We start from the raw sequence: 26,092 nt of genomic DNA on the forward strand, positions 1-26,092 counted from the left end.
CGACAAAACGGCAAACAATGCTTGTTGATTGCGCAACGGATTTTTATGAATATTGCGTTTAGAGCAATAGTTTGTTTAAATTAAAATGGAAGCGTTTTAATAATGAATTTAAGTGGATGAGTCAGAGGAGGCATAATGGAATGAAACCGATTTACAGTTCTGCAAAAGAAGCAGTTGAACAAATTCAAGACGGTGCCACAATTATGGTAGGCGGATTTGGGTTAGTAGGAATACCTGAACAGCTTATTTTAGCACTAGTTGATAAAGGGGTAACCGACCTGACCGTCATTTCCAATAACTGTGGAGTAGACGAATGGGGTCTTGGCCTATTATTGAAAAACAAACAAATTAAAAAAATGATCGGTTCTTATGTAGGGGAAAACAAAGAATTCGAGCGCCAAGTGTTATCAGGCGAAATCGAAGTTGAATTGACTCCGCAAGGAACATTAGCTGAAAAAATGCGCGCAGGCGGAGCCGGGATTCCAGCTTTCTTTACACCAGCTGGCGTAGGCACAACAGTTGCAGAAGGTAAAGAAATTCGTGAATTTGATGGTAAAGAATATGTGCTTGAACACGCATTACGAGCTGACTTTGCATTAGTGAGAGCGCATAAAGCGGATAAAATGGGCAACCTTGTTTACAACAAAACCGCACAAAACTTTAACCCGCTTGCTGCAGCGGCTGGGAAAATTACCATTGCAGAAGTAGAAGAAATCGTGGAAATCGGGGACATCAATCCGAATCACGTTCAAACACCAAGCATTTATGTACAAGGCTTGCTTCAAGCAGACCAAGAAAAACGGATCGAACGTCTTACAACACGTACTGTTTAAGAAAGGGTGGAGAAAATCTTGGATAAACAATTAGTCAGAGAACGCATTGCAAAACGAGCTGAAAAAGAAATCAACGACGGCGATTACGTTAACTTAGGAATCGGTATGCCAACTTTAGTGGCGAATTTTATTTCCGACAATAAAAGTGTTGTTCTTCAATCAGAAAACGGACTTTTAGGAATAGGACCGTATCCAACAGAAGAGAATGTAGACCCAGACTTAATCAATGCAGGTAAAGAAACGGTTACAACGATTCCTGGCTCGGCTTTCTTCACAAGTGCTGAATCATTCGCGATGATCCGCGGAGGACATATTGATGTCGCGATCCTTGGTGGGATGGAAGTAGCTGAAAATGGGGACTTAGCGAACTGGATGATTCCAGGGAAAATGATTAAAGGCATGGGCGGCGCAATGGATTTGGTGCACGGTGCGAAAAAAGTAATCGTTATTATGGATCATGTATCAAAAGACGGTTCTGCCAAAATTAAAAAACAATGTGATTTGCCGCTAACAGGCAAAGGTGTCGTTAACAAAATCATTACAGAACGTGCTGTAATTGAAGTGACAGATGCTGGATTGGTCTTAACAGAAGTCTTTGATGGCTTTACGGTTCAAGATATTATCGATTCAACAGATGCGCCATTAAACACAGAAAACGTTAAAGTCTCTTAAGCTATTGCCAAAAAACGGCGACTCGTCTAAAATGAAGACAATAGGTAATGACAGCGAAGAGGACTAGTAGTTTGTGTATTTTTTACAGAGAGCCGGCGGTTGGTGCAAGTCGGTAAAATGCCCAAACGAACTCACCTTGGAGTCAGTGTATGTGAAACTAAGTAAGATACACCGTTTTCCGCGTTAAGGAGTCAAGTTGAGCGAGCAGTCGCTAATTTGGGTGGTACCGCGGGAAAATCCCGTCCCTTATTTTTTAAGGGGCGGGATTTTTTTATTTTGAGGAGGAATTGGAAATGACATTCAAGCACAAACTAGTTGAGAAAAAATGGCAGAAATATTGGCAAGACAACAAAACGTTTAAAATGATAGACGATCCGTCTAAACCGAAATTTTACGCACTGGATATGTTCCCATATCCATCAGGTGCTGGACTTCATGTGGGTCACCCAGAAGGCTACACGGCGACAGATATTTTAAGCCGTGTTAAACGCATGCAAGGCTATAATGTTTTGCACCCAATGGGTTGGGATGCTTTTGGTCTTCCAGCAGAGCAATATGCACTGGATACTGGAAATGACCCTGCTGAATTTACAGCTAAAAACATCGAAACGTTCAAGCGTCAAATTCAAGAGCTTGGATTTTCATATGACTGGGACCGTGAAATTAGCACAACAGATCCGTCTTATTACAAATGGACACAATGGATTTTCATCCAATTGTATAAAAAAGGGCTGGCTTATGTTGACGAAGTAGCGGTTAACTGGTGCCCGGCACTTGGAACAGTTCTTGCGAACGAAGAAGTAATCGATGGCAAATCAGAACGCGGTGGGCATCCGGTTGAGCGTCGTCCAATGCGCCAATGGGTATTGCGCATCACAAATTATGCAGACCGTTTGCTTGAAGATTTGGATGAGTTGGATTGGCCAGAAAGTTTGAAAGACATGCAGCGCAACTGGATCGGTAAATCAGAAGGCGCTGAATTGGAATTCCAAGTAGCGAATACAGAGCATTCTTTCCGCGCGTTTACAACACGTCCAGATACAATTTTCGGCGCAACTTATGCGGTACTTGCGCCTGAACATAAATTAGTAGCTGCGATTACAACAGCAGAACAACAACAAGCTGTTGAACAATACATTGACGATGTGAAAACGAAAAGTGATTTGGAACGCACAGATTTGGCGAAAGACAAATCAGGTGTTTTCACAGGCGCTTATGCGGTAAATCCGGCAAGTGGCGAAAAAATGCCAGTTTGGATTGCTGATTATGTATTGGCAACTTACGGTACAGGTGCAATCATGGCCGTTCCAGCACATGATGAACGTGACTATGAATTTGCGAAACAATTTGATTTGCCAATCGTCGAAGTGGTATCAGGCGGCAATATTGAAGACGAAGCTTATGCAGGCGACGGTGAATTGATCAATTCGGATTTCCTTAACGGATTGAACAAAAAAGAAGCTATTGAAAAAGCGATTGACTGGCTAGTTGATCAAAAAGTGGGCGAGAAGAAAATTACGTACCGCTTGCGCGATTGGTTGTTTAGCCGTCAGCGTTATTGGGGCGAGCCAATTCCAATTATTCATTGGGAAGATGGCACAATGACGCCAGTTGAAGAAAAAGACTTGCCGCTAATGTTGCCAGTAACAACAGATATTAAGCCAAGTGGAACAGGCGAGTCACCTCTTGCTAATATTACCGATTGGGTAAATGTTGTTCATCCTGAAACCGGAATGAAAGGGCGTCGCGAAACCAACACGATGCCACAATGGGCAGGAAGCTGCTGGTATTACTTGCGCTTTATCGACCCAACTAATGATGAAATATTGGCTGACCCAGAACTATTGAAACGCTGGTTGCCGGTTGATGTGTATATCGGCGGTGCAGAGCACGCTGTACTTCACTTGCTATATGCGCGCTTCTGGCATAAAGTGCTTTACGATATCGGTGTGGTTTCCACAAAAGAACCTTTCCAAAAGCTATTTAACCAAGGCATGATTTTGGGTGAAGGAAACGAGAAAATGTCGAAATCAAAAGGCAATGTCGTTAACCCTGACCAAATTATCGAAAGCCACGGTGCAGACACATTGCGCATGTACGAAATGTTTATGGGTCCACTTGAAGCATCGATCGCTTGGTCAACAAATGGCCTAGATGGTTCTCGACGATTCCTAGACCGCATTTGGCGTTTGTTGATGGACGAAGAGCAATTGAGTGCAAAAATCACGGATTCAAACGATGGCAAACTGGAAAAAGTCTATCACCAGACCGTTAAAAAAGTAACTGACGACTTTGAAGGATTGCGCTTTAACACAGCGATTTCACAAATGATGGTCTTTATTAACGAAGGTTATAAAGTCGATTCCATTCCAAAAGAATACGTAGAAGGTTTTGTGAAACTGTTATCTCCAATTGCACCTCACGTAGCAGAAGAGCTATGGGAGAAATTGGGTCATGAAGGATCGGTAACTTACGAAAACTGGCCACAATACGATGAGTCGAAAATGATTGATGATGTGATCCAAGTAGTCGTACAAGTAAACGGCAAAGTAAAAACAAAGCTAGCGATCGCTAAAGACAGCACAAAAGAAGAACTAGAAGTAGCAGCGCTTGCGGATGACAATGTTCAAAAGGCAACTGATGGCAAACAAATTCGTAAAGTAATTGTTATTCCAGGGAAATTGGTTAACATCGTAGTAGGTTAAAAAAGTAGAGATAAAAATGCAAAACCTTCCGGGAGCATTTAGAAAGTAGAATTATAAAAAGAGGCAGACTGGAAATTTTCCAGTCTGCCTCTTTTGTGTTTGTAAGATAGATTAATATCTCATTAGAGTCGCTTCGGCCGCTTTGGGCATGGCTTTCACAAGAAGCCAGGCAAAGAACGCCAGTCTTCTTGCTTCGCCTAGCCCGTGGATGCGCCGGCGCTGTGGTATTTGATATAAAATTAAAGATTTTCTATATAGAAACAAACTGTGAATCAAACCAGTAGAGATTGCCACAAGCCAGCAGGAAAGAAAGCTGGTTTGCGGAATAACTATAAAAAAGCTATTAAGCTCTGCTCTCTATTCGGAGTTCTTTCGCAAAACGAGCTGCACTTTGTCCAGCTACGTTGCCTGTGACTAATGCAGATGTGATATTGTATCCGCCCGTGTAGCCGTGGATGTCTAAAATTTCACCACAGAAATACAATCCAGGTTTCTTTTTAGACGCCATCGTTTTGGGTTCGATTTCTTTGATCGACACACCGCCACCAGTAACAAATGCTTTTTCGATGGGTTGCGTACCGTTAACGAACATTGTAAAGGCTGTTAGTTGCTTTGCGAACGCTCGAACTTTGTCGCTAGCTAATTCCGCGCCAGTTAGCTGCGGGTCGATTTCTGCGCGTCCTAGTAGGAATAACAGCCACCGTTCTTGAGCAAGGCTCTTCCAAACGTTTTTAACGGACTTTTTTGGTTCGTCTTTCATCATTTTCACAAGCAATTGAAAAGCAGACTCTGCATTTTCATCTGGCAGTGAATTGATGCGCATTTCGACTGGTTGCCCACCGTTTTTCTTTATTTCTTTCACGACGTATTGGCTACAGCGTAAAACTGCAGGGCCACTCAATCCAAAATGGGTAAACAGCATATCCATTTGATGTGTGACAAGCACTTTGCCTTTTTTGTTTAATACAGTGACAGCTGCATCACGTAAAGCTAAACCTTGAAGTTCGCGACTTACGATAAATGGTTCTTTCGACAATAATGGAACTTCCGTTGGATAAAGCTCGGTCACCAAATGACCTGCTTTTTCTGCCCACGGGTAGCCGTCTCCAGTAGAGCCTGTTTGTGGAACTGCTTTGCCTCCAACAGCGACGACGATTGCTTTTGCTGTATACTCTTCTCCCGTATGAAGGCGAACGCCGGTCACTTTTTCATCAGTCATTAATAATTTTTTAACAGGTGAATCGAGCATAACCGTAACATTTAACCGGTCCATTTCTTTGAACATGGCATCCGCCACATCTTGTGCACGGTTAGAAAAGGGGAACATGCGCCCGTGATCTTCTTCTTTTAACGCGACACCAAGTCCTTCGAAGAAAGAAATAATGTCCTCGTTATTGAATACAGAAAAAGGACTGTGAAGAAAACGGCCATTCCCTGGAATATGCCTAACAATTTCGTCTAGTGGCAAGCGATTGGTCACATTGCAGCGGCCACCGCCGGAAATGATTAATTTTTTTCCTAGTTTCTTTCCTTTTTCAATCAATAACACTTTTTGGTTCTTTGAAGCTGCGGCAATTGATGCCATTAAGCCGGAGGGACCCCCGCCGATGATTATTACGTCATACATATATTAAGAACTCGCTTTCGTTTTCTTTTTAGTATACACGATGCAGCGAAACACGTTGAGTAATTTCATCTATAGGTGTAAACTATCGTGTAGATTGCTTTTATTATGAACAAGTCAGGAAGTGTAAAATGTCGTCATTAGTTAAAGGTACAGCCATCTTAACATTAGGTCTATTTTTGTCAAAAATATTGGGAGTTATTTATATCATTCCGTTTTATAGCATGGTAGGAGAAGACAATATCGGGCTTTATCAATATGCGTATATCCCGTATAACTTGATGCTGGCGCTGGCTATTTCAGGTGCCCCAATCGCATTCTCGAAATTTACCGCTAAATATAATTCCCTCGGTGATTATGAAACGGGGAGGAGATTATTAAAGTCAGGACTTCTGACGATGATGATTACCGGTTTTGTTTCGTTTCTTTTGCTTTATATCTTCGCAGAGCCACTAGCGCGTATTACCATCTCTGAAGATGAACGAATTTATTCGGTTGGTGACGTAACTGAAGCGATTCGTTGGGTCAGTTTTGCATTAATCGTCGTACCATTTATGAGTCTTTGGAGAGGGTTTTTCCAAGGCTATAACTACATGATGCCGACTGCTGTTTCTCAATTAATCGAGCAAATTGTTCGCATTATTTTCCTATTAGGAGGCGCATTTGCGGTTCTTTACATTTTTGACGGTACGCCAAAAACAGCGATTCAGTTTGCGGTATTATCTGCTGCAGTCGGAGCTCTCGGCGGAATTGTTACGTTAGGTTATTACTGGAAAAAGAAAAAGCCCGAATACAATCAACTGTTAGCAAATTCAGTGGAATCGTATGACGTTAAATTACGTGATATGTACAAAGAGATTGTCATTTATGCCGTACCGGTCATTTTCCTTGGTATTGCCAATCCTTTATTCCAATTTGTGGATTTAATGACATTTAACCGGGCGATGAGCTCTGGTGGAAATTTCTCGGAAATCGACCTTTTAGGTATTTTAAATTTAACTGCCCATAAACTTGTTATGATTCCGGTTATGCTTGCTACTGGTTTCTCTATGGCATTGATTCCGTTAATCACCAAGCATTTTACTCGCAAAGAGTATTTGCAAGTATCTCGAACATTAGATCAATCCATCCAGTTGTTATTATTCTTAACATTGCCTGCGGTAATTGGAATGACCATGCTATCTGATGAGTTATACCATGTCTTCTACGAAGTAAGTGATATTGGATCTGAGATTTTGGCACATTATTTGCCAGTAGCAATTTTGTTTTCTGCTTTTCCCGTTACAGCATCTATTTTACAAGGGATCAATAAACAAAAATGGATCATCATCAACTTATCTACAGGACTATTATTAAAAGCTCTTTTAAATACACCGTTAATCGAACGTTTTGAAACAGACGGGGCGATTGCCGCAACGATTATTGGTTATATAGCAGCGATTGGGATGAACATGATTGTCATCGTTAAAACGATGAATTACCATTCGCAAATGGTCACAAGACGCGTGATGTTAATTGTTATTTTGAACTTGATCATGGCAGGCGCGGTTTACTTAGCCATGTCAGGAATCGATTTGTTTATCGGTATGGATAATAAACTTCTATCTATGATCCGCATTATTTTAATCGGTGGTGTAGGGGCAGCTGTTTATGGCTACCTCGGCTTGAAAACGGGCTTAGCGCAAAAGTTAATGGGCTCAAAAATAACCAAAATCTCTCGGAAATTAGGCTTTTAGGAGTGACACAATGCGTTTAGATAAATACCTTTCGAATATGGGCCATGGCTCTAGAAAAGAAGTGAAAGTCCTATTAAAGTCAAAAGCTGTAGAAGTTAACGGTGAAATCGTTCGAGACCCAAAAGTTCATGTCAATGAGCATACGGATCTTGTCTCGGTTGGAGGAGAAGCTGTTACGTATACAGAGTTTATTTATTTGCTTATGAATAAACCTCAAGGTGTGATTTCGGCAACGGAAGATAAATATGATAAAACGGTCATCGATTTGCTGGGGAAAGATGAGCAGCATTTCGAGCCGTTTCCGGTAGGTCGATTAGATAAAGATACTGAAGGGTTTTTGTTACTAACAAATGACGGCAAGCTAGCACATGAATTGCTGTCGCCTAAAAAGCATGTGGATAAAACGTATTTTGCACATGTTGAAGGAGTCGTAACGGAAGAAGATACAGAAGCATTTAAAAAAGGTGTTGTGCTTGATGATGGCTATGAAACAAAGCCTGCAAGCTTAAATATTTTGGACAGTGCTGTAGTATCAAAAATTGAATTAACGATTACAGAAGGAAAATTCCACCAAGTTAAACGGATGTTCGAAAGTGTTGGCAAACGCGTGGTTTACTTGAAACGTTTGTCGATGGGACCATTGAGTCTTGATCCAGAATTAGAACTTGGTGAATATCGTCATTTAACAGAAGAAGAAATGGCTAGTTTAAAAGATAGAAAATGAAGTAATGAAAAACTGTAAACAAACTCGACTTGTTCGGGATGTTTACAGTTTTTTATTAGGGTAAGTCACTTTGGAGGTTAAAATAGGAAAACTTTTCAATAAACCTAAACAAAGAAAATGACCGCATAACTGCGGTCATTTTCTTTGTTTAGGAAATCTGTTAGGACGTCATTTTCACTTTACGGTGCGTCGTTGTCCATTTGCCTCGAGTTGGGCTGGTCACCAAGTCGTTAAAGGCTAACACATTCAAATCTCTTTGAATGGTGCGAGGAGTGATGCCGAATTCGTCGACAAGATCTTGCGTCGTTACAGTCCCATTCTCGAGAATGTACTTATACATATCTTTAATTCGAATGAGCATTCGATCGGTTGTGGGTTTCATAATAGAACCACTCCTTCATCTTTTTTCCCATTGGCAAAGACTAGCGGACGATGTGCTGAGGTTATACAGCAAGTATAATTGATGCCAAAGACAGCCCCTTTTCCTAAAAGATATGTCAATCTTACTAATCTGACAATTTGATTATAACGGAAAAACATCTCGAATTCTAGGATTTTAGCTGAATTTACAAAAAATTAACGCTGGAAACACAGAATTTTTATGTGAATTAACGACAAAATCTTTAATTTCCTGAAAAAAGGTGTACAATAGCCATAACAAAAAGGAGTGTGAAACATGGATTGGCAGTTAGAAGCTACAAAACGCAAAGAGAACATACTGAGCGAATTGCAAGAGTTACTAGCAATTCCCAGTGTACTAAGCAATGAAACCACGCCAACAGCTCCTTTTGGAAAAGAAGTTAAGCAGGCATTAGATTGGTTTTTAGAAAAAGGAAGAACAGAAGGATACACGGTAAAAAATGTTGGAGATGTCGCAGGACATCTTGAAATTGGTCAAGGTGAAGAATTGCTGGGAATTTTAGGACATGTTGACGTGGTGCCAGTAGGTGAAGGTTGGACGAGAGATCCATTTGGTGGAGAAATTCACAATGGACGACTTTACGGTCGTGGTGCTATCGATGATAAAGGACCAACAATTGCCGCATGGGCTGCTTTGAACATCTTAAAGGATGCCGGTGTTGAATTTACAAAGCGTGTCCGTTTAATTATTGGCACAGATGAAGAAAGTGAATTCCGCTGCATGGAACGCTATTTTCAAACAGAAGAAATGCCAGCAATAGCTTTTACTCCAGATGCTGATTTTCCGATTATTAATGCAGAAAAAGGAATCGCATCTTTAGTTTTCTCGACATTTTCCATGCATGAAGATGCAATTTTAGAATCGTTTATTGCTGGACACCGAACCAATATGGTGCCTGACAAAGCAACGGCGATTTTAAATGGGCAGTTAGCGGAATGGCAAGAAGATTTCCGAGCTTTTTGCAAAAAACATGATGTAACAGGCAAAGTTGAACAGCATAACGGTTCGACAGAATTAACGTTAAATGGAAAATCAGCACATGCAATGGAGCCGGAAGATGGCATTAATGCCGGAGTGTTACTAGCTGTATTTTTGAAAGACCGCTTAGAAGGCGATGGCCAAAAGTTTGTTGAATTTGTGGCAGATACGTTTTACAAAGATTCGCGTGGACGTAAACTTGGATTGGATTTTACGGATGAACAATCTGGAGATACAACTTTTAATGCCGGAATTATTCGGTTTGAAAAAAAGAAAACCGCTATGATTACCGTAAGTATGCGATACTCGATTAGCTATCCATTCAAAGAAAAAATCGATACGTATCAGTTAAAAGATTTTGTACTGGACATTGCGTCCAATTCTCCTCCTCATTATGTGGACGAAAACGATCCGTTTATCAAAACGCTACAAAGCGCATATGAAAATCAAACGGGTGAAAAAGCAAATCTAATCGCCATTGGCGGAGGCACTTATGCGCGCGTATTAGACAAAGGTGTGGCTTTTGGGATGCTGTTTCCTGGCGAACCCGATGTTGCTCACCAGGCGGATGAATTTGTCGACATCGACAATTTAATAAAAGCGACTGCCATTTACGCAGAAGCAATTTATCAATTAGCTTGTAAAAAATGAGGAAAGAAGGAATGGATATGGATTTGATATTGCACAATGGAGAATTTATTCGTGAAGAAGATTTAGTAATTTCGAGAGAAGATCGTGGTTATCAGTTTGGTGACGGAATTTATGAAGTAATTCGTGTATATGATGGCAATTTGTTTACAGCTAAAGAACATATTGACCGATTTTACGACAGTGCTGACAAAATCAAAATCGTCATTCCTTATACAAAAGACGTTTTCCATAAAATGATCTACGATTTTGTTGAAGTAAACAATATTGAAACGGGCCAAGTATACGTGCAAATCACACGTGGTGCTGCAGAACGTCAACATCAATTTCCGACACAAGCTACGCCAGTGATTATCGGTAATACAAAATCAGTTGAACGTCCTATTGCAAGCTTAAACTCAGGCGTTACGGCTAAATTTATCGAAGATATTCGTTGGTTGCGCTGTGATATTAAAAGCTTAAACTTGCTTGGCAACGTATTGGCGAAGCAAGAAGCATACGAAGAAGGATTTTTTGAAGCAATCTTGCACCGCGGAGAAACGGTAACAGAAGGTTGTTCATCGAATATGTACGGTATTAAAAATGGCACTCTTTATACGCATCCTGCAAACAACCTTATTTTAAATGGGATTACAAGAAGAGTAATTCTTGAACTATGTGAAGAATTAGAAATTCCGGTAGAAGAAAGACCATTTACAAAAACGGAAGCTCTTGAAATGGATGAATTCATCATGTCTTCAACGACTACGGAAGTAATGCCAGTGGTAGCGATTGGCGACCATAAAATTGGTCAAGGCGTACCTGGAGAATTGACGCGTAAGCTACAAACAGCATTTGAAGCACGCATACAAGTTGGCGTGAAATCTTAAAGTAAAAATAAAAGTGATTGGCTCCGGCCAATCACTATTTTTTTGCGCTTATTAGCGTGTTAAACTAGATTCAGGTGATGCAAAATGAAACCACATTATTTTATTGGGATTAAAATTCCAAAAGACATAGCTGAAAACTTGGCGACAGAACGTGAAAGTTGGCAATTGCAAAGTCACAAAAGGCTAACGCCAGCACAAGATATGCATATTACTTTATTGTTTATCGGCGAAGACGTGCATAGTGAAATCGAACAAGTCGAAAAAATGCTGGGGACCATTAAGCAAAAAGCTTTTACAGTAAGTATCAATGGCATTAAATCTTTTGGGAATCCATCAACACCGCGTATTATTTATGCCTCTCTTGAAACGAGTCAGGAGTTAGACGAGCTGCAACAGCAAGTGCATAAATCCGTGGAACCGTTGCAAATTAAACCCGATCCAAAGAAATTTGTGCCACATATCACGTTGGCTAGCAGATGGGCAGGGGGAGAACCAACTGAACGCCAATTTTCAATTGCCACTATGCGATTTGATGTAACCGAGTTTTCGTTGTTCCGAATTGCACCGAAAGAAATGCCACGGTACCAAAAAATCGTAAATTATAAGTTAGAAAATGCATCTACTACATCTAAAGGCGAGTGTTTATGAAAACGGTATTTATTATTAACCCTACAGCTGGTAATGGCCGGGCGTTAAAACAGTGGCTGCGCTTTGAAAAGACGCTCCACTTCCCATACGAACACATACTAACGGAATTTCCAGGGCATGCTACGGCAATTGCTGCCGCTTATAAAAACGAAGAGCAACAAGTTTTGTTAATCGGCTTTGGCGGTGATGGGACATTGCGTGAAATTGTGGTAGGAGCAGCGGGCGCCAAAAAGATAATTGTTGGATCTGTAGCGGCAGGCTCGGGCAATGATTTTGCTAGAGCTTATGGCACGTTTAAAGATGCGCGGGCAATTGAACAGTTTCAAAAAAACCTTCATGTTAAACGTCAAGACCTAGGTGAATTTGAGAACGGACAACCCTTTCAATTTGTCAGCAGTTCAGGAATTGGTTTTGATGCGGAGATCACAATCGCTGTAAATCAGTCTGTTCTCAAGAAAAAACTAAATCAGTTTGGCCTTGGAAAAATAGCTTATTACTTATATGTTATCAAGACTTTAGTGAAGTTTGAAACCTTTACATTGACGGTTCAAAGCGAAAGCGAAACCTTTGTTTATCAAGACGTTTGGTTAGCAACTGTAAGCAATCAACCATATTTCGGTGGAGGCATGAAAATCTCTCCTGCTTCCTACACAGATGATGGGTTGCTCGAATTGACAGTTGTTCATCAAATATCCCGTTTGAAACTCTTGCTCGTTTTTGGTACGGTATTCAGCGGAGCACATACACGTTTCAAAGAGGTCAGCCAAATGAGCAGCTCAGAATTCCGGCTGTCATCTGACAAATCGGTTTTTCGCCATGTGGATGGGGACGATGCTGGGATGAGCCCTCAAAACGAAATGGTCGTCTATGCAGTTAGTCCACATAATTGGTTATCAATAAATTAATGGAAAATAGAAAGAGGATGAAATATGAGATCACGTTTTAAACCATGGGCAGCAGATTTAATCGATTCACATCCGGAAATTGTTATTCCGAACCCAGAAGAGAAAAAAGGGAATTGGCAAGAAGTCTTTGGTAACAAAAATCCGTTGCATATTGAAGCTGGCACAGGGAAAGGCCGCTTTATCACCGGGATGGCTAAAGCAAATCCAGACATTAATTACATCGGTATTGAATTATTCGACAGCGTCATTGTTACGGCTCTTGAGACTGTACTTGAGGAAGAGAACGGGATTCCAAACTTACGCCTTTTAAAAGTCAATGCAAAAAAAATCGCTGAGTATTTTGAAAAAGGAGAAGTAGACAGATTGTACTTAAACTTCTCAGATCCTTGGCCAAAAACACGTCATGCGAAGCGCCGTTTAACGCATGAATCTTTTTTGAAACTGTATCAAGCTGTTTTACCTGAAAAAGGTGAAATTCATTTTAAAACCGATAACCGCAAACTTTTTGAATATTCGCTTACGAGCATTTCTGAATATGGTATGTTATTAACAGATGTCTCCTTAGATCTTCACGATAACGAACCTGAGTGGAACATCATGACCGAATACGAAGAAAAGTTTTCGAAAAAAGGTCAGCCAATTTACCGGTTAGAAGCACAATTTTAAGCTAGTTGATTTAGACAAGGGGGAAAAGGGATGCAGAAATTTCAATTTCACGAAATGAACTTAACCTGGCTTGATGGGGGAACCACGTTTTTAGACGGGGGTACAATGTTTGGGGTCGTGCCAAAAGTGATTTGGTCGAAACGTTATCCAGTCAATGAAAAAAACCAAATCGAATTGCCGACTCACCCAATACTTGTTCAATTCGAAGGGCACAATATATTGATCGATAGCGGTCTTGGTGATGGCAAGTTGACAGAGCGTCAGTTGCGCAATTTAGGGGTTTCAGAACAGTCCCGTGTAGAAGAAAACTTATCGGAGCTTGGGTTAAAACCGGAAGACATCGATACGGTCTTAATGACTCATTTACACGGAGATCATGCAGCAGGACTTACAAAATGGCAAGGAGAAGAGTTGGTTTCAACTTTTCCAAACGCCAAAATTTATGTATCAGCTGTAGAGTGGGATGAAATGCAAAATCCAAATATCCGGTCACGCAATACATACTGGAAAGAAAATTGGGAGCCAATTGTCGATCAGGTTGAAACCTTTGAAGAAGAAAAAACTTTATTCGGTGCAATAACTATGATTCATACAGGCGGTCATTCAAATGGTCACAGTGTTATTAAAATGACAAGTGGCAATGAAACAATTTTGCATATGGGAGACATTATGCCAACGCATGCCCACCAAAATCCTTTGTGGGTGTTAGCATTTGATGACTACCCAATGGACTCAATCTACGCGAAAGAAAAGTTGATGAAAGAAGCGTTAGAAAGCGGTTATTATTTCAGTTTTTACCATGATGCGTATTACCGCATCTTAAAATGGAATGCAGACGGTAAAGAAATTGTTGAATCATTAGTTCGTAAAGAAAAGAATGTATGAAAAAAAAAGAGCCCCTGGGCTCTTTTTTTATACTTGTTTTACTTCGATTACTGCGCCTGTATACGCATCAGCTAAAAATTCAAATTGTTGAAGTTCGTCTTCTTTATGACGCGTGATGCCGCCTTTATAAACTTCAGTTGTTAACGCATGTTGCTTATAGGGTTCCGTTTTCATGAAAATCCATGAACCGTCAATCGGGCCTTCTTCTTTAAATGCAGATTTAACTTCTTTTAAAACGTCATCAGCTGGATATAGTTTTTCTGAACGATTGTAAAGTTCTTTTACCAAATACGTTGCGGCGATTCCTGTAGCAAATCCAATAAGTAAATCACGATTTCTCACTAAAATCCCTCCTCTATTTACTGGATAAATTGTACCATAAATATTTTGAAGGGCGAAATGATAGCTTAAAAGTTAGTGTACTTTAAAAAAAGGGTACAAAACTGGAAATTATCTGAATAAAGCTCTAAACTTAATAAAGGTAACTTACTTAGGGGGAACGTTGATATGAATTCTGAAACACGTGAAATGTTTAAAACTTTGACAGAACTACCGGGAGCTCCAGGAAATGAGCATGCGGTTCGTAAATTTATGCGTCAAGAACTAGAAAAGTATTCAGATCGATTAATCCAAGACAATTTGGGAAGCGTTTTTGGTGTCAAAGATGGTCAAGAAGATGGACCGCGTATCATGGTAGCAGGTCATATGGATGAAGTTGGGTTTATGGTTACACAAATTACGGATAATGGTATGTTGCGTTTTCAGCCTTTAGGCGGCTGGTGGAACCAAGTGATGTTGGCAACACGTGTAGACATTATTACTAACGAAAAAACGATTCCAGGTGTTATTGGTTCTATTCCTCCACATTTGCTAAGTGAGGAATTACGAAGTAAACCAATGGAAATAAAAAATATGCTTATCGATATCGGAGCAGACAGCAAAGAAGATGCAGTAGCGCTTGGCATTCGCCCAGGTCAGCAAATTGTACCTTTTAGTCCGTTTACACCAATGGCGAATGATAAAAAAATTATGGCAAAAGCTTGGGATAATCGTTACGGTTGTGGTTTAGCAATTGAACTTTTAAAAGAGCTGAAAGATGAAAAATTGCCAAACCAATTGTTTTCTGGAGCAACCGTAATGGAAGAAGTCGGGTTACGCGGTGCACAAACTGCGGCAACGATGATTCAACCAGATTTATTTTTTGCATTAGATGCAAGTCCAGCTAACGATGCAACGGGTGATAAAAACGAATTCGGACAGCTTGGTAAAGGAACTTTATTGCGCATATTAGATAAGAGCATGGTCACTCACCGAGGCATGCGTGAATTTATACTTGATACAGCTGAAACACATCATATTCCTTATCAATATTTCGTTTCACAAGGTGGAACAGATGCAGGTCGCGTACATACAACCAATGAAGGGATCCCGAGTTCCGTAATTGGAATTTGTTCTCGCTATATCCATACTTCAGCATCTATCATTCATACAGATGATTATGCAGCAGCGAAAGAATTGCTGACAAAGTTAGTGAAAGCAACAGACCGCACAACTCTAGAAACCATGAAACAAAATGTGTAAAAAAGTGCCCACGGGCTCTTTTTTTTGAAAGGAATAACGACAATGAAAAAAATTCGTGCAGCAATAGCATCTAAAAACCCTGCAAAAATCAATGCCGTATCAAATGTGCTTAAAAATATGGAATGGACAGTTGACTTATCAGCGATTGATGCGGATTCAGAAGTATCGGCTCAGCCTTTTTCACAACTAGAAACCCGTCAAGGTGCTGTCAATCGAGCAAAAAACGCATTGGGAGAATATGATTTTGCGATTGGATTAGAAGGCGGCGTGTATGAAATGGAAGGGATATTGTTCTTATGCAACTGGGGTGCACTCGCCACTCAGGATGGACATGTATTTACCGCTGCCGGTGCTCAAATACCACTGCCCGAAGAAATTGCAGACGATCTGCGAAAAGGCACAGAGCTCGGACCGATTATGGACGAATATGCTAATGAAAGTGGAATTCGCCAACACAAAGGCGCGATCGGTATTTTAACGAACGGTCTGGTGAACCGAGGAGAAATGTTTGGACATGTCGTTAAATTATTGATTGGTCAGTATCAACGACACAGCGATTAAGTTGCATGTCCTTGTAAACACCTTTAAAATAAATAGCAGTAATGTCAGGGGGAATGAGCGTGCCTCGAGCTAGATGGATGGTGTTGTTACTTTTTTCAGTCGGACTAATGGCTGGCTGTAGCGCTACATCAGAAAACCTGGTTGTTCAAGGAGTATCGAACGCGCGTGACGCGTTTGAAGCAGAACCGAAATCAGATAATGAAAAAATTGGCCAAACCGCTCTCTACGTGCCTAATGGCTATGTTATTGAAGAACTGCAAGATGACTTTAACGGTTTAATCACCAATGGCGGCGATTCGTTTTCTTTGGCTATTAATCCGAATGAAAAAGCAACGAGCACATTGTTTTACGATTTGCAAAAAGTAAATCCAAAACAATTATGGTTGGTAGATGAAAAATTTCGTCAAAATGGTCGTTTTGGTTTTGTAACCGTAACAGAAATTGCAGAAGATAAGTTGGAACTTGTAGTTGGAGCTGGTGGTGTTAAAATGACAACCATTTCAACAGAAAACGACTTTCCTAAAAATATAGACTGGATGATGAAAACGGTTCGTTCAGTAGAACTTGATGAATAGGAGATTGACCCAATGAGAAAATTACAATCGACTGAGGAATTTCATACATTAACAAAAGAACCAGCTACAATTTTTATGTTTACAGCAGGTTGGTGTCCAGATTGTCGTGTTATCGATCCAATTTTGCCTGAAATTGAAGAAAAATTCTCAGACTATACGTTTGTATCGGTAGATCGCGATCAGTTTATTGATTTGTGCATCGAGTTGGATATCTATGGTATCCCTAGTTTTCTAGCCTACTCGAATGGTCAAGAAACGGGCCGTTATGTAAGCAAAGATCGTAAAACACAGGCAGAAATCGAAGCGTTTATTTCGAACTTGTCACAATAACAATAAAAACGGTTCGCCTAAATAGGCTGAACCGTTTATTTATGAAAGTGAGGCAAAACAACGATGAAATCTACAGAACTTTTTAATATACTAAGAGAGCGCATGCCAAGCCGCCAACTAGAATGGCGTTTTGACCGCGAGAAAGATGTAGCAAATATTCAACATAAAGAATTGGGAAAAGGCATGAGCATTTCCTTACCGCAAGTCATCAATCGATTTGACGCAAAAGGTGATTCAGCAATTCAAGAAATCGTTTATACAATTACAGAAACGTTTGAAGCAATGGAAAGAGAAGCAAAAGGTGAAATGAAATCGACGGAGCATATTTTTCCAGTTATTCGGTCAACTTCATTCCCATTAGAATCAAATGATGGCCATAAGTTTATTACGGCTGAACATACGGCAGAAACACGCATTTATTTTGCATTAGACGCTGGTACTACCTATCGCTTAATTGACGAAAATGTGGTAAATTCATTAAGTCTGACTGAAGAACAGATTAAAGAAATCGCGAAATTTCAAGTGAAAAAGCTAAAAACTGCTGTAAAAGAAGACCATGTTGCTGGGAATGTCTTTTATTTTTTAAATGAAAATGATGGATATGACGCTTCAAGAGTGTTGAACGAATCATTTTTAAAAGAAATGAAAACAAAAATTACGGGGGATATGACCGTATCTGTACCTCATCAAGATGTATTGATAATCGGAGATATCCGAAATGAAACGGGATACGATGTGCTCGCACAAATGGCTATGCATTTCTTTACGAATGGCAAAGTGCCGATCACTTCCTTATCGTTCATTTATGAAAATGACGAATTAGAGCCGATATTTATTATGGCAAAAAATAGACCTAACGAGGAGAACGATAAAAAATGAATGTATTTTACAACAAAGAAGGAATTGGCGATGTGTTGCTCGTACAACTACAAACAGAAACTCCAGAAAAAATTCATCCTGAACAATTTGGGGACATTACGTTGATCAAAGACGTAGCGGGAACAATTGCTGGATTTAATGTATTTAACGCTTCTAGTTATACTGACTTGGCTGAAGGCCAACAAATTGAAGTGTCGGAACAGCTTGTTACCTCTTTGCAAAATGCATTGGCTAAAAACGGGGTAGATTTTACGCTTGAAGTCGATTTTTCACCAAAATTTGTTGTTGGATTTGTTGAGGCAAAAGAAAAGCACCCAAATGCAGATAAATTAAATGTTTGCCAAGTTGTTGTAAGTGACGAAGAGAAGCTGCAGATTGTATGCGGTGCTCCGAATGTTGAGCAAGGTCAGAAAGTTGTCGTAGCAAAAGTGGGGGCTGTTATGCCTTCTGGAATGGTTATTCGCGATGCGGAACTTCGGGGAGTGGCATCGTCTGGAATGATTTGTTCAGCAAAAGAGTTGGCTTTGCCAAATGCACCTGAGGAAAAAGGCATTCTTGTCTTGTCTGAAGATGCAGAAACTGGCTCAGCTTTCGAAGTAAAGGCGTAAGGCATTATGAGCTGGATTAAAAATGTATGGAATCGTATGTTCACAGATACAGACGATGTCGAAGAAATCGATGAAGAAATCGTCTATGAAGAGACCCCGACCGAGAAAAAAGAAAAAGCACCATTTCGTTTTCCACTTATTCCAGATGAAGAAAAAAATGACTTTATCCATGATATAAAGCGTTCAGAGCCACGTACTAAAATGCCGATTTTCGATGAACAAGAACGAGAAATTCTTCGAAAAGAAGAGAAGCCGCCAATTATGGGGCCAAAAGAAGCGCCTGTTCGTTCAGCAGCTAAACCAAAACGGAAAGCACCTGAATTGCCTATTCAAAATGCCCGTCGTTTTGAGCCAAGTCGTTCAGTATCACCGGTCCATGGCTATAACGTTTCGCGCCCTGAACCTATTCAAAAAAAGGTAGAAGAGCAACGTGAAAGCAAATTAGATCGCGAAATGTATGATGAAGCGATTCAAGAAAAAGCAAGAGCAGGCTTCCACAAACCAAGATCACAAGTTGAGCCAGATAGCCGTTCTTCTTATAAAAAAGAGTCGGTACAGCCGACTAATACAGAAGGTAAACAGGAGTCGCGCGCAACGAATGTTGTATCGAATACCGTGTCGTTTGTGTTAGCCGAACGAGAACGTGAAGAAAAAGCTTTGTTATTAAAAGAAGAAGCTTTAAAAGAAACGACCGATCTAAACGAGACCTCTCCAGAAATTGAACTGGTTTCAGTAGATGAAAAAGAAGAAGAGCTTGTTGAAGTAGAACCCGAAATAGAGCCAGAAACAGAAATTGAGCTGGGTATTACAGAGCAACAGCCAGAAGTGCACACAGAGTTAGATGTGGATGTGGAGGACGCAACAGAAGCGTTTTCAAATCCACCATCAGAAGAAATAGAAGAACCTAAAACAGAAGCAACAGAAGATTCGCAAGTTTTAGAAGTACAAGTAGACTCGAAACCAGAAGTTGCACCAAAACGCGAAAAAACAGTGCCATTTAATGTATTAATGCTTAAATCGGATAAAGAGTCTTTGAAAAATAAGACCAAATCGCTTTCTGTAACGACGCCAAACTATGAAAAACCTGTAGCGCAAGTGACAGAAGCGGAAAAAAAAACGGCAAATTTAGTTGAAGAAGTAGCACCTGAACCAGATTTAACAGATTCGACTGAGCCAAAAACTTATCAATTACCTTTGCCAGAATACTTAATGGTTCCTGAAAACGATCGAAAAGATGAAGAGTGGATGGAAGAACAAGGCGAGCGACTAGTTGAAGCTTTATCTCACTTCCAAGTTAAAGCCGAAATCTTGAGTACGGTTCAAGGTCCAGCTGTGACTCAATTCGAACTAAAAGTGGCACAAGGTATTAAGGTCAGCAAAATCCGAAATTTAGCCGATGATTTAAAACTAGCATTGGCTGCTCGAGACATTCGGATCCAAGCGCCAATTCCGGGGAAAAGCTCAATCGGTATTGAAATTCCGAACCGCACAAGTCGTGCAGTCCGCATTTCTGAAATTATTGGCAGTGCGGTTTTTGAAGACTCGGACTCTCCGCTTGAAGCGGCTCTCGGCTTAGATTTAACAGGAAAACCTGTTACCTTGGACTTGCGCAAAATGCCGCATGGCTTGATCGCAGGAGCGACAGGTTCGGGTAAATCAGTATGCATCAATTCACTGTTAGTCAGCTTGTTGTATAAGTCGTCTCCAAGAGATTTGAAATTATTGTTGATTGATCCGAAAATGGTTGAATTGGCACCGTATAATCACATTCCGCATCTTGTTAGCCCTGTCATTACAGATGTTAAAGCGGCAACTGCATCCTTGAAATGGGCAGTTGAAGAAATGGAACGTCGCTATCAATTATTTGCTCATAGCGAAGTGCGCGATATCAGTCGCTATAATAAGCGAGTTAAAGAAAAAGGACATCATGCTCAGCATCTTCCGTATATTTTAATTGTGATTGATGAGTTAGCCGATTTGATGATGATGTCGCCTTCAGATGTTGAAGATTCGATTTGTCGGATTGCTCAAAAAGCCCGTGCTTGTGGAATTCACTTAGTTATCGCAACGCAACGACCATCTGTGGATGTTATTACTGGATTGATCAAGTCGAATATTCCAACGCGTATTGCATTTTCAGTGTCATCTCAAGTGGACAGCCGAACAATCCTCGATTCTCAAGGAGCCGAACGATTACTCGGTAGAGGGGATATGTTGTACCTAGGCAATGGCATGTCAGCACCTAGTCGCTTACAAGGAACATTTGTTACCGATGACGAAATTGAAAAAGTTATCGAGCATGTGAGGCTGCAAGGAAAGCCAGAGTACTTTTTTAAAGAAGAGGAATTGATCAAGCGGAGTGAGTCGCCTGCTGAACAGGATGATTTGTTTGAAGAAGCTTGCCGCTTTATCATGAAACAAGAAAGTGCTTCAACTTCTCTCTTGCAGCGTAAATTCCACATTGGCTATAACCGTGCCGCGCGACTGATGGATTTGATCGAACAGCATGGCTTTATCTCTGAACAAAAGGGCAGTAAAGCTCGTACGGTATTAATCACAGAAAATGAAATTGAAAAAGTGTTTAGTTGATCGTAAGTCGTCTGCTAGTTTACTGCAGGCGACTTCGGTTTTCTATTATTCGTTATAACAATCTGAGTTTTAACTGGTATTGAAATATATAAAAACTGAAGCATTTAAAAAAAGACAAATTTATGATATAATGTTGTACTATGTTTATCTTTACTAGCTATAGAACTCGCTTTGCGATTTATGTAGACTAATTTTCAACTCCCACAGGAGGTCCATTTATGAAAGTTTTACATTTTACTGGGATCAAAGGTTCCGGTATGAGTCCGCTTGCACAAATTATGCATGACATGGGTAAACAAGTACAAGGCTCAGATATAGAGCAACATTTTTTTACTGAAGATCGATTGCGTGAAAGAGGTATCACCATTCTGCCATTTGATGCAAACAATATAGAAAAAGATATGACCATCATTGCCGGTAATGCATTTGGTGACGATCATCCAGAGTTGGTAGAAGCACGTGAATTAGGTGCAACTATTATTCGTTACCACGAGTTTTTAGGAGATTTGATGAGACAATATGTTTCTGTAGCGATTACAGGGGCGCATGGTAAAACTTCAACAACTGGTTTGATGGCTCACGTGTTGGGTGGATATAAGCCCGTATCGTATTTAATTGGAGACGGGACAGGTGTCGGTCAAGAAGATTCTCATTTTTTCGTTGCTGAAGCTTGTGAATACCGTCGTCATTTTCTTGCATATCACCCAGATTACGCGATCATGACGAATATTGACTTTGATCACCCGGATTATTTTACAGGAATTGATGATGTTTTTAAGGCATTTGAAGAAATGGCTCAGCAAGTCAAAAAGTGCATCATTGCTTGTGGCGATGATGAATACTTGCAACAAATTCAAGCGCCAACTCCTGTTGTATATTATGGTTTTGGAGAAGAAAATGATTTCCAAGCTAGAAATATCGTAAAGTCTGTAGACGGAACTACATTTGATGTTGTTATTCGCAATGAATTTTTCCACACATTTAAACTTCCAATGTTTGGAGATCATGCTATTTTAAATGCATTGGCGGTTATTTCGCTTTGTCATTATGAAAGCATTCCAGCGGATATAATTCAACAACAGTTTGAAGATTTCGAAGGCGTAAAGCGTCGATTTACACAAACAGCTATTGCTGATCGGATTTTAATCGATGACTATGCGCATCATCCGACTGAAATTCGTGCAACTTTGCAATCGGCTCGTCAAAAATATCCGGAGCGGGAACTTATTGCTATTTTCCAACCGCATACATTTACGCGAACTCAAACATTTTTACAAGAATTTGCTGATTGCTTAACTGAAGCGGATCACGTTTATCTTTGCGACATCTTCGGATCTGCTCGGGAAAAAGCGGGTACTTTGAAGATTCAAGATTTGGCTGAAAAAATTGAAGGCAGTCATATTTTACAGTTAGATGAAGTGGCTTCTCTAGCAGAGCATGGCAATGCCGTTTATTTGTTTATGGGTGCAGGAGACGTTACAAAGTTCCAAGAAGCATTCGAAAATGCACTAAATACAGGAGAAACAGTTTAACTTTCGAGTTAAACTGTTTTTTTTTTGCAGGAGTAGAACTGTTTTTGTCGAATAATAATAAAGACCCGTGTTTAATCCAAACTGCTCAAGGGTAGAAGTAGAAAAGGATATAACATAATTTATTTAAAAGGAGGAAACAAGATGGATTGGCAGATTTTACTTTACGTTGCCGCGATCGTAGCCGCTATTGGATTTTTAATTTTATGCGTAGCGTTGGCAATGACATTAAATTCGTTGAAAAACACATTAAAAGAAGTTTCAGGTACCGTAGCCGGTCTTGAAAATCAATTGCAAGGGGTAACGTTGGAAACAACAAACTTATTGCATAAAACAAATGAACTTGCTGAAGACATCCAAGTCAAATCAGAAAAATTAAATGGAGTAGTAGATGCGGTTAAAGGTGTCGGCAACTCTGTTACTGATTTAAATTCAACGGTTCGTAGCATTACGTCACGCGTTGGCGTGCAAGTAGAACAAAATGAAGAAAAGATTGCTCAAGTAGTTCAATGGGGTAACGTCTTTATGGGCATTCGTGAGAAATGGAATGAGCGTAAAATTTATGAAGCTCAAACAAATGCAACACAAACGCCGGTACCAGGACAGAAAAAATTGCCTCATAATGGCCAATACTAAGTTTTTTTACTATTAACTAAATGGAGGGGAATATTAATGAGTAAAAACAAAGACCAGTACAATCAGTCAAATGGTAACGATTCACAAAATAACCAAGATTATTATACACAAGCTGGCCAATACAGACAAAACAGTGGCAAAAATTATCAACAAAGTGATTATGTACCCCAATCTTATGGTGCATCTAATCGTTATGATGACCTTTACGATTACGAAGAGTCATCTGGCGGCTCAAGTTTCTTAGTTGGTATTTTAGTCGGTGGTGTTATCGGGGCGGCAGCAGCATTGTTCTTAGCGCCTAAAACAGGCAAGGAATTCCAAGCTGACTTAAAAACTCAAGCGACAACGTTCAAAGAAAAAGCTTCTCAACAAGCAGACTTTAGTGAAGATGGTGCAGGTTTTGCACATCAACTAAAAGAACAATCTAACAAAGTAGTTGAAAAAGTGAAAAACATGAAAGCTGGTAGTTCTCCAATGGACGATGGGACAGCTTCATCAGAAGGAGAAGAGTCGATCGATATTCTTTCGACAGTACAAAATACACAAAACGAAACTGGAACGAAAAGTTCAGAAGAATTCACATCAACTGCGAATGCACTAAAACAAGCAGTTGAAGAAGTCAAAGAAGAAAAAAAATCAGGTTCAACTTCGTCGACAGCTGGCAACACAGGCAGCAACACGAACAGCAATACAGCAAATGCAAGCAAAGGTCCAAACACGACCAGCAGCAACAACAACAGCAATAAATCATCAGACGGATCAACCAAAAACTACGATCAAAAGAATTAATGTGGGAGCGGTTTAGATGGAAAATTTAATGCGTGTAAACAGCATGGACAGTTTAAAGCAGGCAGTAGGAAGTAATCAGCATTATTGGCTGTTTAAACATAGCAGTACGTGCCCAGTGTCCGCTGGCGCGTGGAATGAATATAACGAATATGCCTCATTGCATCCAAATCAACTATTCTTGTATCTCGTTGTTCAAGAAGATCGAGAGCTTTCAAAAGCGATTGAAGAAATAACTGGGATAAAGCATGAGTCACCACAATTATTTCATTTCGCGAGTCAAAAAATGGACTGGCACGCTTCCCATAACAAAATTAAAAGCAAGTTTATGAAAGAATTTATCGCTTAACAAGAATGCCGAAGCCTTGCTGCTTCGGCATTTTCATGTTTTAAACACTTTAGCGCGTTGAATCGCTAAAATAAATTCCGTGACTTTCCTGAATAGTTTGCTTATAATAGTCCTATCAAGTTAATATGCGTCACCTGATAAAGGTTATTCGCGAAAGGGGAAGTTATAGAATGAGTAATTTAGAGTTAGAGCAGCTAAGAGAAAAAGTGGACGCAGTCAACCTGCAGATTCTGTCTCTTATTAATGAGAGAGCTTCCGTAATTCAAGAGATCGGAAAAGCAAAAGAAAAACAAGGGGTTAACCGCTACGATCCGTTGCGCGAACGCCATATGTTAAATCTGTTAAAAGAAAATAATGCTGGACCATTAGATCAGAAAACAGTTGATCATATCTTTAAAGAAATTTTCAAATCAGCATTGGATATGCAGGAAGAAGATATCCGTAAAGCATTACTTGTTTCACGTAAGAAAAAAGCAGAAGATACAATTATCAATATTAACGGCGAACAAGTTGGCGCTGGAGATCCATCATTCATCTTCGGACCATGTGCAGTAGAGTCTCAAGAGCAAGTGATGAAAGTTGCTGAAGCAATTGGCGGCAAAGGATTGAAAATGATTCGTGGTGGAGCTTACAAACCACGTACATCGCCTTATGATTTCCAAGGACTCGGCTTAGAAGGCTTGAAGATGCTGAAAAAAGCAGCTGATCAATACAACTTAGCAGTTGTTTCAGAAATCGTGACACCTTCTCATTTAGAAGCTGCTCTTGATTACGTCGACGTTGTACAAGTTGGCGCACGTAATATGCAGAACTTCGAATTGTTAAAAGCTGTAGGTTCTATTAACAAACCGGTTTTACTAAAACGTGGGATGTCAGCAACTGTGGATGAATTTATCCATGCAGCTGAATACATTATTGCTTCAGGAAATGAAAACATCATTTTATGTGAACGTGGAATTCGCACATACGAAAAAGCGACACGTAATACATTAGATATCTCGGCTGTGCCAATCTTAAAACAAGAAACGCACCTTCCGGTATTTGTAGACGTAACTCACTCAACAGGTCGTCGTGACTTATTGCTTCCAGCTGCTAAAGCGGCAATCGCAATTGGCGCGGATGGCGTAATGGCTGAGGTTCATCCAGATCCAGCTGTCGCATTATCTGATGCACAACAGCAAATGGATATTGGTCAATTCGATGAATACTACGATGCATTGATGAAGTTCATGAAACAATACGAAATGAAAATGTAAATCGGAAAAGTCGGAGTTACTCCGGCTTTTCTTTTTTTAGTTGATATTCATTAAGTTTTTATCGTATGATTGTAGAAAGACTGGAAAAGGAGGGCGCAC

The 26,092-nt window shown here is 40.1% G+C and carries 26 protein-coding genes and 1 other annotated feature; of the genes, 23 read left to right on the forward strand and 3 right to left on the reverse strand.

Annotation, left to right across the window (positions count from 1 at the left end; translation table 11 throughout):
- Nucleotides 1-140 precede the first annotated feature (140 nt).
- The 3 genes from GPDM_RS03530 (at nt 141) to leuS (ending at nt 4,210) form a co-directional block, all read left to right on the forward strand.
- A complete protein-coding gene (locus GPDM_RS03530; protein WP_008429012.1) occupies nt 141-833 on the forward strand; it encodes a CoA transferase subunit A in 693 nt (230 codons plus the stop codon).
- Nucleotides 834-851: 18 nt separating this feature from the next.
- Nucleotides 852-1,505 carry a 3-oxoacid CoA-transferase subunit B gene (locus GPDM_RS03535; protein WP_008429013.1) on the forward strand — a complete coding sequence of 218 codons (654 nt, stop codon included), beginning with the start codon at nt 852-854 and terminating at the stop codon, nt 1,503-1,505.
- 44 nt (nt 1,506-1,549) lie between these two features.
- Nucleotides 1,550-1,755, forward strand: a binding site (T-box leader).
- 43 nt (nt 1,756-1,798) lie between these two features.
- Nucleotides 1,799-4,210: a leucine--tRNA ligase gene (leuS, locus tag GPDM_RS03540; protein WP_008429014.1), complete on the forward strand. Its 2,412-nt coding sequence runs from the start codon at nt 1,799-1,801 to the stop codon at nt 4,208-4,210.
- A 343-nt stretch (nt 4,211-4,553) separates the two neighbouring features.
- Here the strand turns inward: leuS and GPDM_RS03545 are convergent, their stop codons facing one another.
- Nucleotides 4,554-5,837 (reverse strand): BaiN/RdsA family NAD(P)/FAD-dependent oxidoreductase, encoded by a 1,284-nt coding sequence (locus tag GPDM_RS03545; protein ID WP_039862836.1) that lies wholly within the window; start codon nt 5,835-5,837, stop codon nt 4,554-4,556.
- A gap of 128 nt (nt 5,838-5,965) precedes the next feature.
- Here GPDM_RS03545 and GPDM_RS03550 point away from each other — a divergent pair, with 128 nt between their 5' ends.
- A complete protein-coding gene (locus GPDM_RS03550; RefSeq protein ID WP_008429016.1) occupies nt 5,966-7,570 on the forward strand; it encodes a putative polysaccharide biosynthesis protein in 1,605 nt (534 codons plus the stop codon).
- 10 nt (nt 7,571-7,580) lie between these two features.
- Nucleotides 7,581-8,294: a pseudouridine synthase gene (locus tag GPDM_RS03555; RefSeq protein ID WP_008429017.1), complete on the forward strand. Its 714-nt coding sequence runs from the start codon at nt 7,581-7,583 to the stop codon at nt 8,292-8,294.
- Between the two features lie 160 nt (nt 8,295-8,454).
- Here the strand turns inward: GPDM_RS03555 and GPDM_RS03560 are convergent, their stop codons facing one another.
- Complete coding sequence (locus tag GPDM_RS03560; RefSeq protein WP_008429018.1) at nt 8,455-8,676, reverse strand: DeoR family transcriptional regulator; 222 nt, start codon at nt 8,674-8,676, stop codon at nt 8,455-8,457.
- A gap of 294 nt (nt 8,677-8,970) precedes the next feature.
- Here GPDM_RS03560 and pepV point away from each other — a divergent pair, with 294 nt between their 5' ends.
- The 6 genes from pepV to GPDM_RS03590 all read left to right on the forward strand — a co-directional run bounded on the left by pepV (nt 8,971) and on the right by GPDM_RS03590 (nt 14,314).
- Nucleotides 8,971-10,344, forward strand: coding sequence for a dipeptidase PepV (gene pepV, locus GPDM_RS03565; RefSeq protein ID WP_008429019.1), 1,374 nt, complete (start codon nt 8,971-8,973; stop codon nt 10,342-10,344).
- A gap of 17 nt (nt 10,345-10,361) precedes the next feature.
- Entirely contained in the window at nt 10,362-11,210 is an 849-nt protein-coding gene (dat, locus tag GPDM_RS03570) for a D-amino-acid transaminase (protein ID WP_039862852.1), read from the forward strand.
- Nucleotides 11,211-11,294: 84 nt separating this feature from the next.
- Nucleotides 11,295-11,858, forward strand: a complete 564-nt coding sequence (gene thpR, locus GPDM_RS03575; protein ID WP_008429022.1) for an RNA 2',3'-cyclic phosphodiesterase — start codon at nt 11,295-11,297, stop codon at nt 11,856-11,858.
- Nucleotides 11,855-12,763 (forward strand): diacylglycerol/lipid kinase family protein, encoded by a 909-nt coding sequence (locus GPDM_RS03580; protein ID WP_008429024.1) that lies wholly within the window; start codon nt 11,855-11,857, stop codon nt 12,761-12,763. Before thpR ends, GPDM_RS03580 begins: the two co-directional genes overlap by 4 nt.
- A 24-nt stretch (nt 12,764-12,787) precedes the next feature.
- Complete coding sequence (gene trmB, locus GPDM_RS03585) at nt 12,788-13,429, forward strand: tRNA (guanosine(46)-N7)-methyltransferase TrmB (RefSeq protein ID WP_008429027.1); 642 nt, start codon at nt 12,788-12,790, stop codon at nt 13,427-13,429.
- A 30-nt stretch (nt 13,430-13,459) separates the two neighbouring features.
- Entirely contained in the window at nt 13,460-14,314 is an 855-nt protein-coding gene (locus GPDM_RS03590; RefSeq protein ID WP_008429029.1) for a YtnP family quorum-quenching lactonase, read from the forward strand.
- 27 nt (nt 14,315-14,341) lie between these two features.
- Here the strand turns inward: GPDM_RS03590 and GPDM_RS03595 are convergent, their stop codons facing one another.
- The gene (locus GPDM_RS03595) at nt 14,342-14,656 is read right to left on the reverse strand and encodes a PepSY domain-containing protein (RefSeq protein ID WP_008429031.1); all 315 of its coding nucleotides are present in this window, start codon (nt 14,654-14,656) and stop codon (nt 14,342-14,344) included.
- Nucleotides 14,657-14,821: 165 nt separating this feature from the next.
- Here GPDM_RS03595 and GPDM_RS03600 point away from each other — a divergent pair, with 165 nt between their 5' ends.
- The 12 genes from GPDM_RS03600 to GPDM_RS03655 all read left to right on the forward strand — a co-directional run bounded on the left by GPDM_RS03600 (nt 14,822) and on the right by GPDM_RS03655 (nt 25,993).
- Nucleotides 14,822-15,895, forward strand: a complete 1,074-nt coding sequence (locus GPDM_RS03600) for a M42 family metallopeptidase (RefSeq protein ID WP_008429034.1) — start codon at nt 14,822-14,824, stop codon at nt 15,893-15,895.
- Between the two features lie 42 nt (nt 15,896-15,937).
- Nucleotides 15,938-16,456, forward strand: coding sequence for a DUF84 family protein (locus GPDM_RS03605; RefSeq protein WP_008429036.1), 519 nt, complete (start codon nt 15,938-15,940; stop codon nt 16,454-16,456).
- A 53-nt stretch (nt 16,457-16,509) separates the two neighbouring features.
- Complete coding sequence (locus GPDM_RS03610; protein ID WP_237704128.1) at nt 16,510-17,031, forward strand: hypothetical protein; 522 nt, start codon at nt 16,510-16,512, stop codon at nt 17,029-17,031.
- A gap of 12 nt (nt 17,032-17,043) precedes the next feature.
- Nucleotides 17,044-17,361 (forward strand): thioredoxin family protein, encoded by a 318-nt coding sequence (locus GPDM_RS03615; protein ID WP_008429040.1) that lies wholly within the window; start codon nt 17,044-17,046, stop codon nt 17,359-17,361.
- 63 nt (nt 17,362-17,424) lie between these two features.
- Complete coding sequence (locus tag GPDM_RS03620; protein ID WP_008429042.1) at nt 17,425-18,240, forward strand: DUF1444 family protein; 816 nt, start codon at nt 17,425-17,427, stop codon at nt 18,238-18,240.
- Nucleotides 18,237-18,848, forward strand: coding sequence for a YtpR family tRNA-binding protein (ytpR, locus tag GPDM_RS03625; RefSeq protein ID WP_008429044.1), 612 nt, complete (start codon nt 18,237-18,239; stop codon nt 18,846-18,848). Before GPDM_RS03620 ends, ytpR begins: the two co-directional genes overlap by 4 nt.
- Before the next feature lie 6 nt (nt 18,849-18,854).
- Nucleotides 18,855-21,437 (forward strand): DNA translocase FtsK, encoded by a 2,583-nt coding sequence (locus GPDM_RS03630; protein ID WP_008429046.1) that lies wholly within the window; start codon nt 18,855-18,857, stop codon nt 21,435-21,437.
- A gap of 218 nt (nt 21,438-21,655) precedes the next feature.
- On the forward strand, nt 21,656-22,969 hold the full coding sequence (gene murC / locus GPDM_RS03635) for a UDP-N-acetylmuramate--L-alanine ligase (RefSeq protein WP_008429048.1): 1,314 nt from the start codon (nt 21,656-21,658) through the stop codon (nt 22,967-22,969).
- 141 nt (nt 22,970-23,110) lie between these two features.
- Nucleotides 23,111-23,602 (forward strand): DUF948 domain-containing protein, encoded by a 492-nt coding sequence (locus GPDM_RS03640; RefSeq protein WP_008429049.1) that lies wholly within the window; start codon nt 23,111-23,113, stop codon nt 23,600-23,602.
- A 36-nt stretch (nt 23,603-23,638) separates the two neighbouring features.
- Complete coding sequence (locus tag GPDM_RS03645) at nt 23,639-24,391, forward strand: YtxH domain-containing protein (protein WP_008429051.1); 753 nt, start codon at nt 23,639-23,641, stop codon at nt 24,389-24,391.
- 16 nt (nt 24,392-24,407) lie between these two features.
- Entirely contained in the window at nt 24,408-24,737 is a 330-nt protein-coding gene (gene ytxJ, locus GPDM_RS03650) for a bacillithiol system redox-active protein YtxJ (RefSeq protein WP_008429053.1), read from the forward strand.
- Between the two features lie 170 nt (nt 24,738-24,907).
- Nucleotides 24,908-25,993, forward strand: a complete 1,086-nt coding sequence (locus tag GPDM_RS03655; RefSeq protein WP_008429054.1) for a bifunctional 3-deoxy-7-phosphoheptulonate synthase/chorismate mutase — start codon at nt 24,908-24,910, stop codon at nt 25,991-25,993.
- The last annotated feature ends 99 nt before the right edge of the window (nt 25,994-26,092 follow it).

This window comes from Planococcus donghaensis MPA1U2, assembly GCF_000189395.1.
GTDB lineage: Bacteria > Bacillota > Bacilli > Bacillales_A > Planococcaceae > Planococcus > Planococcus donghaensis_B.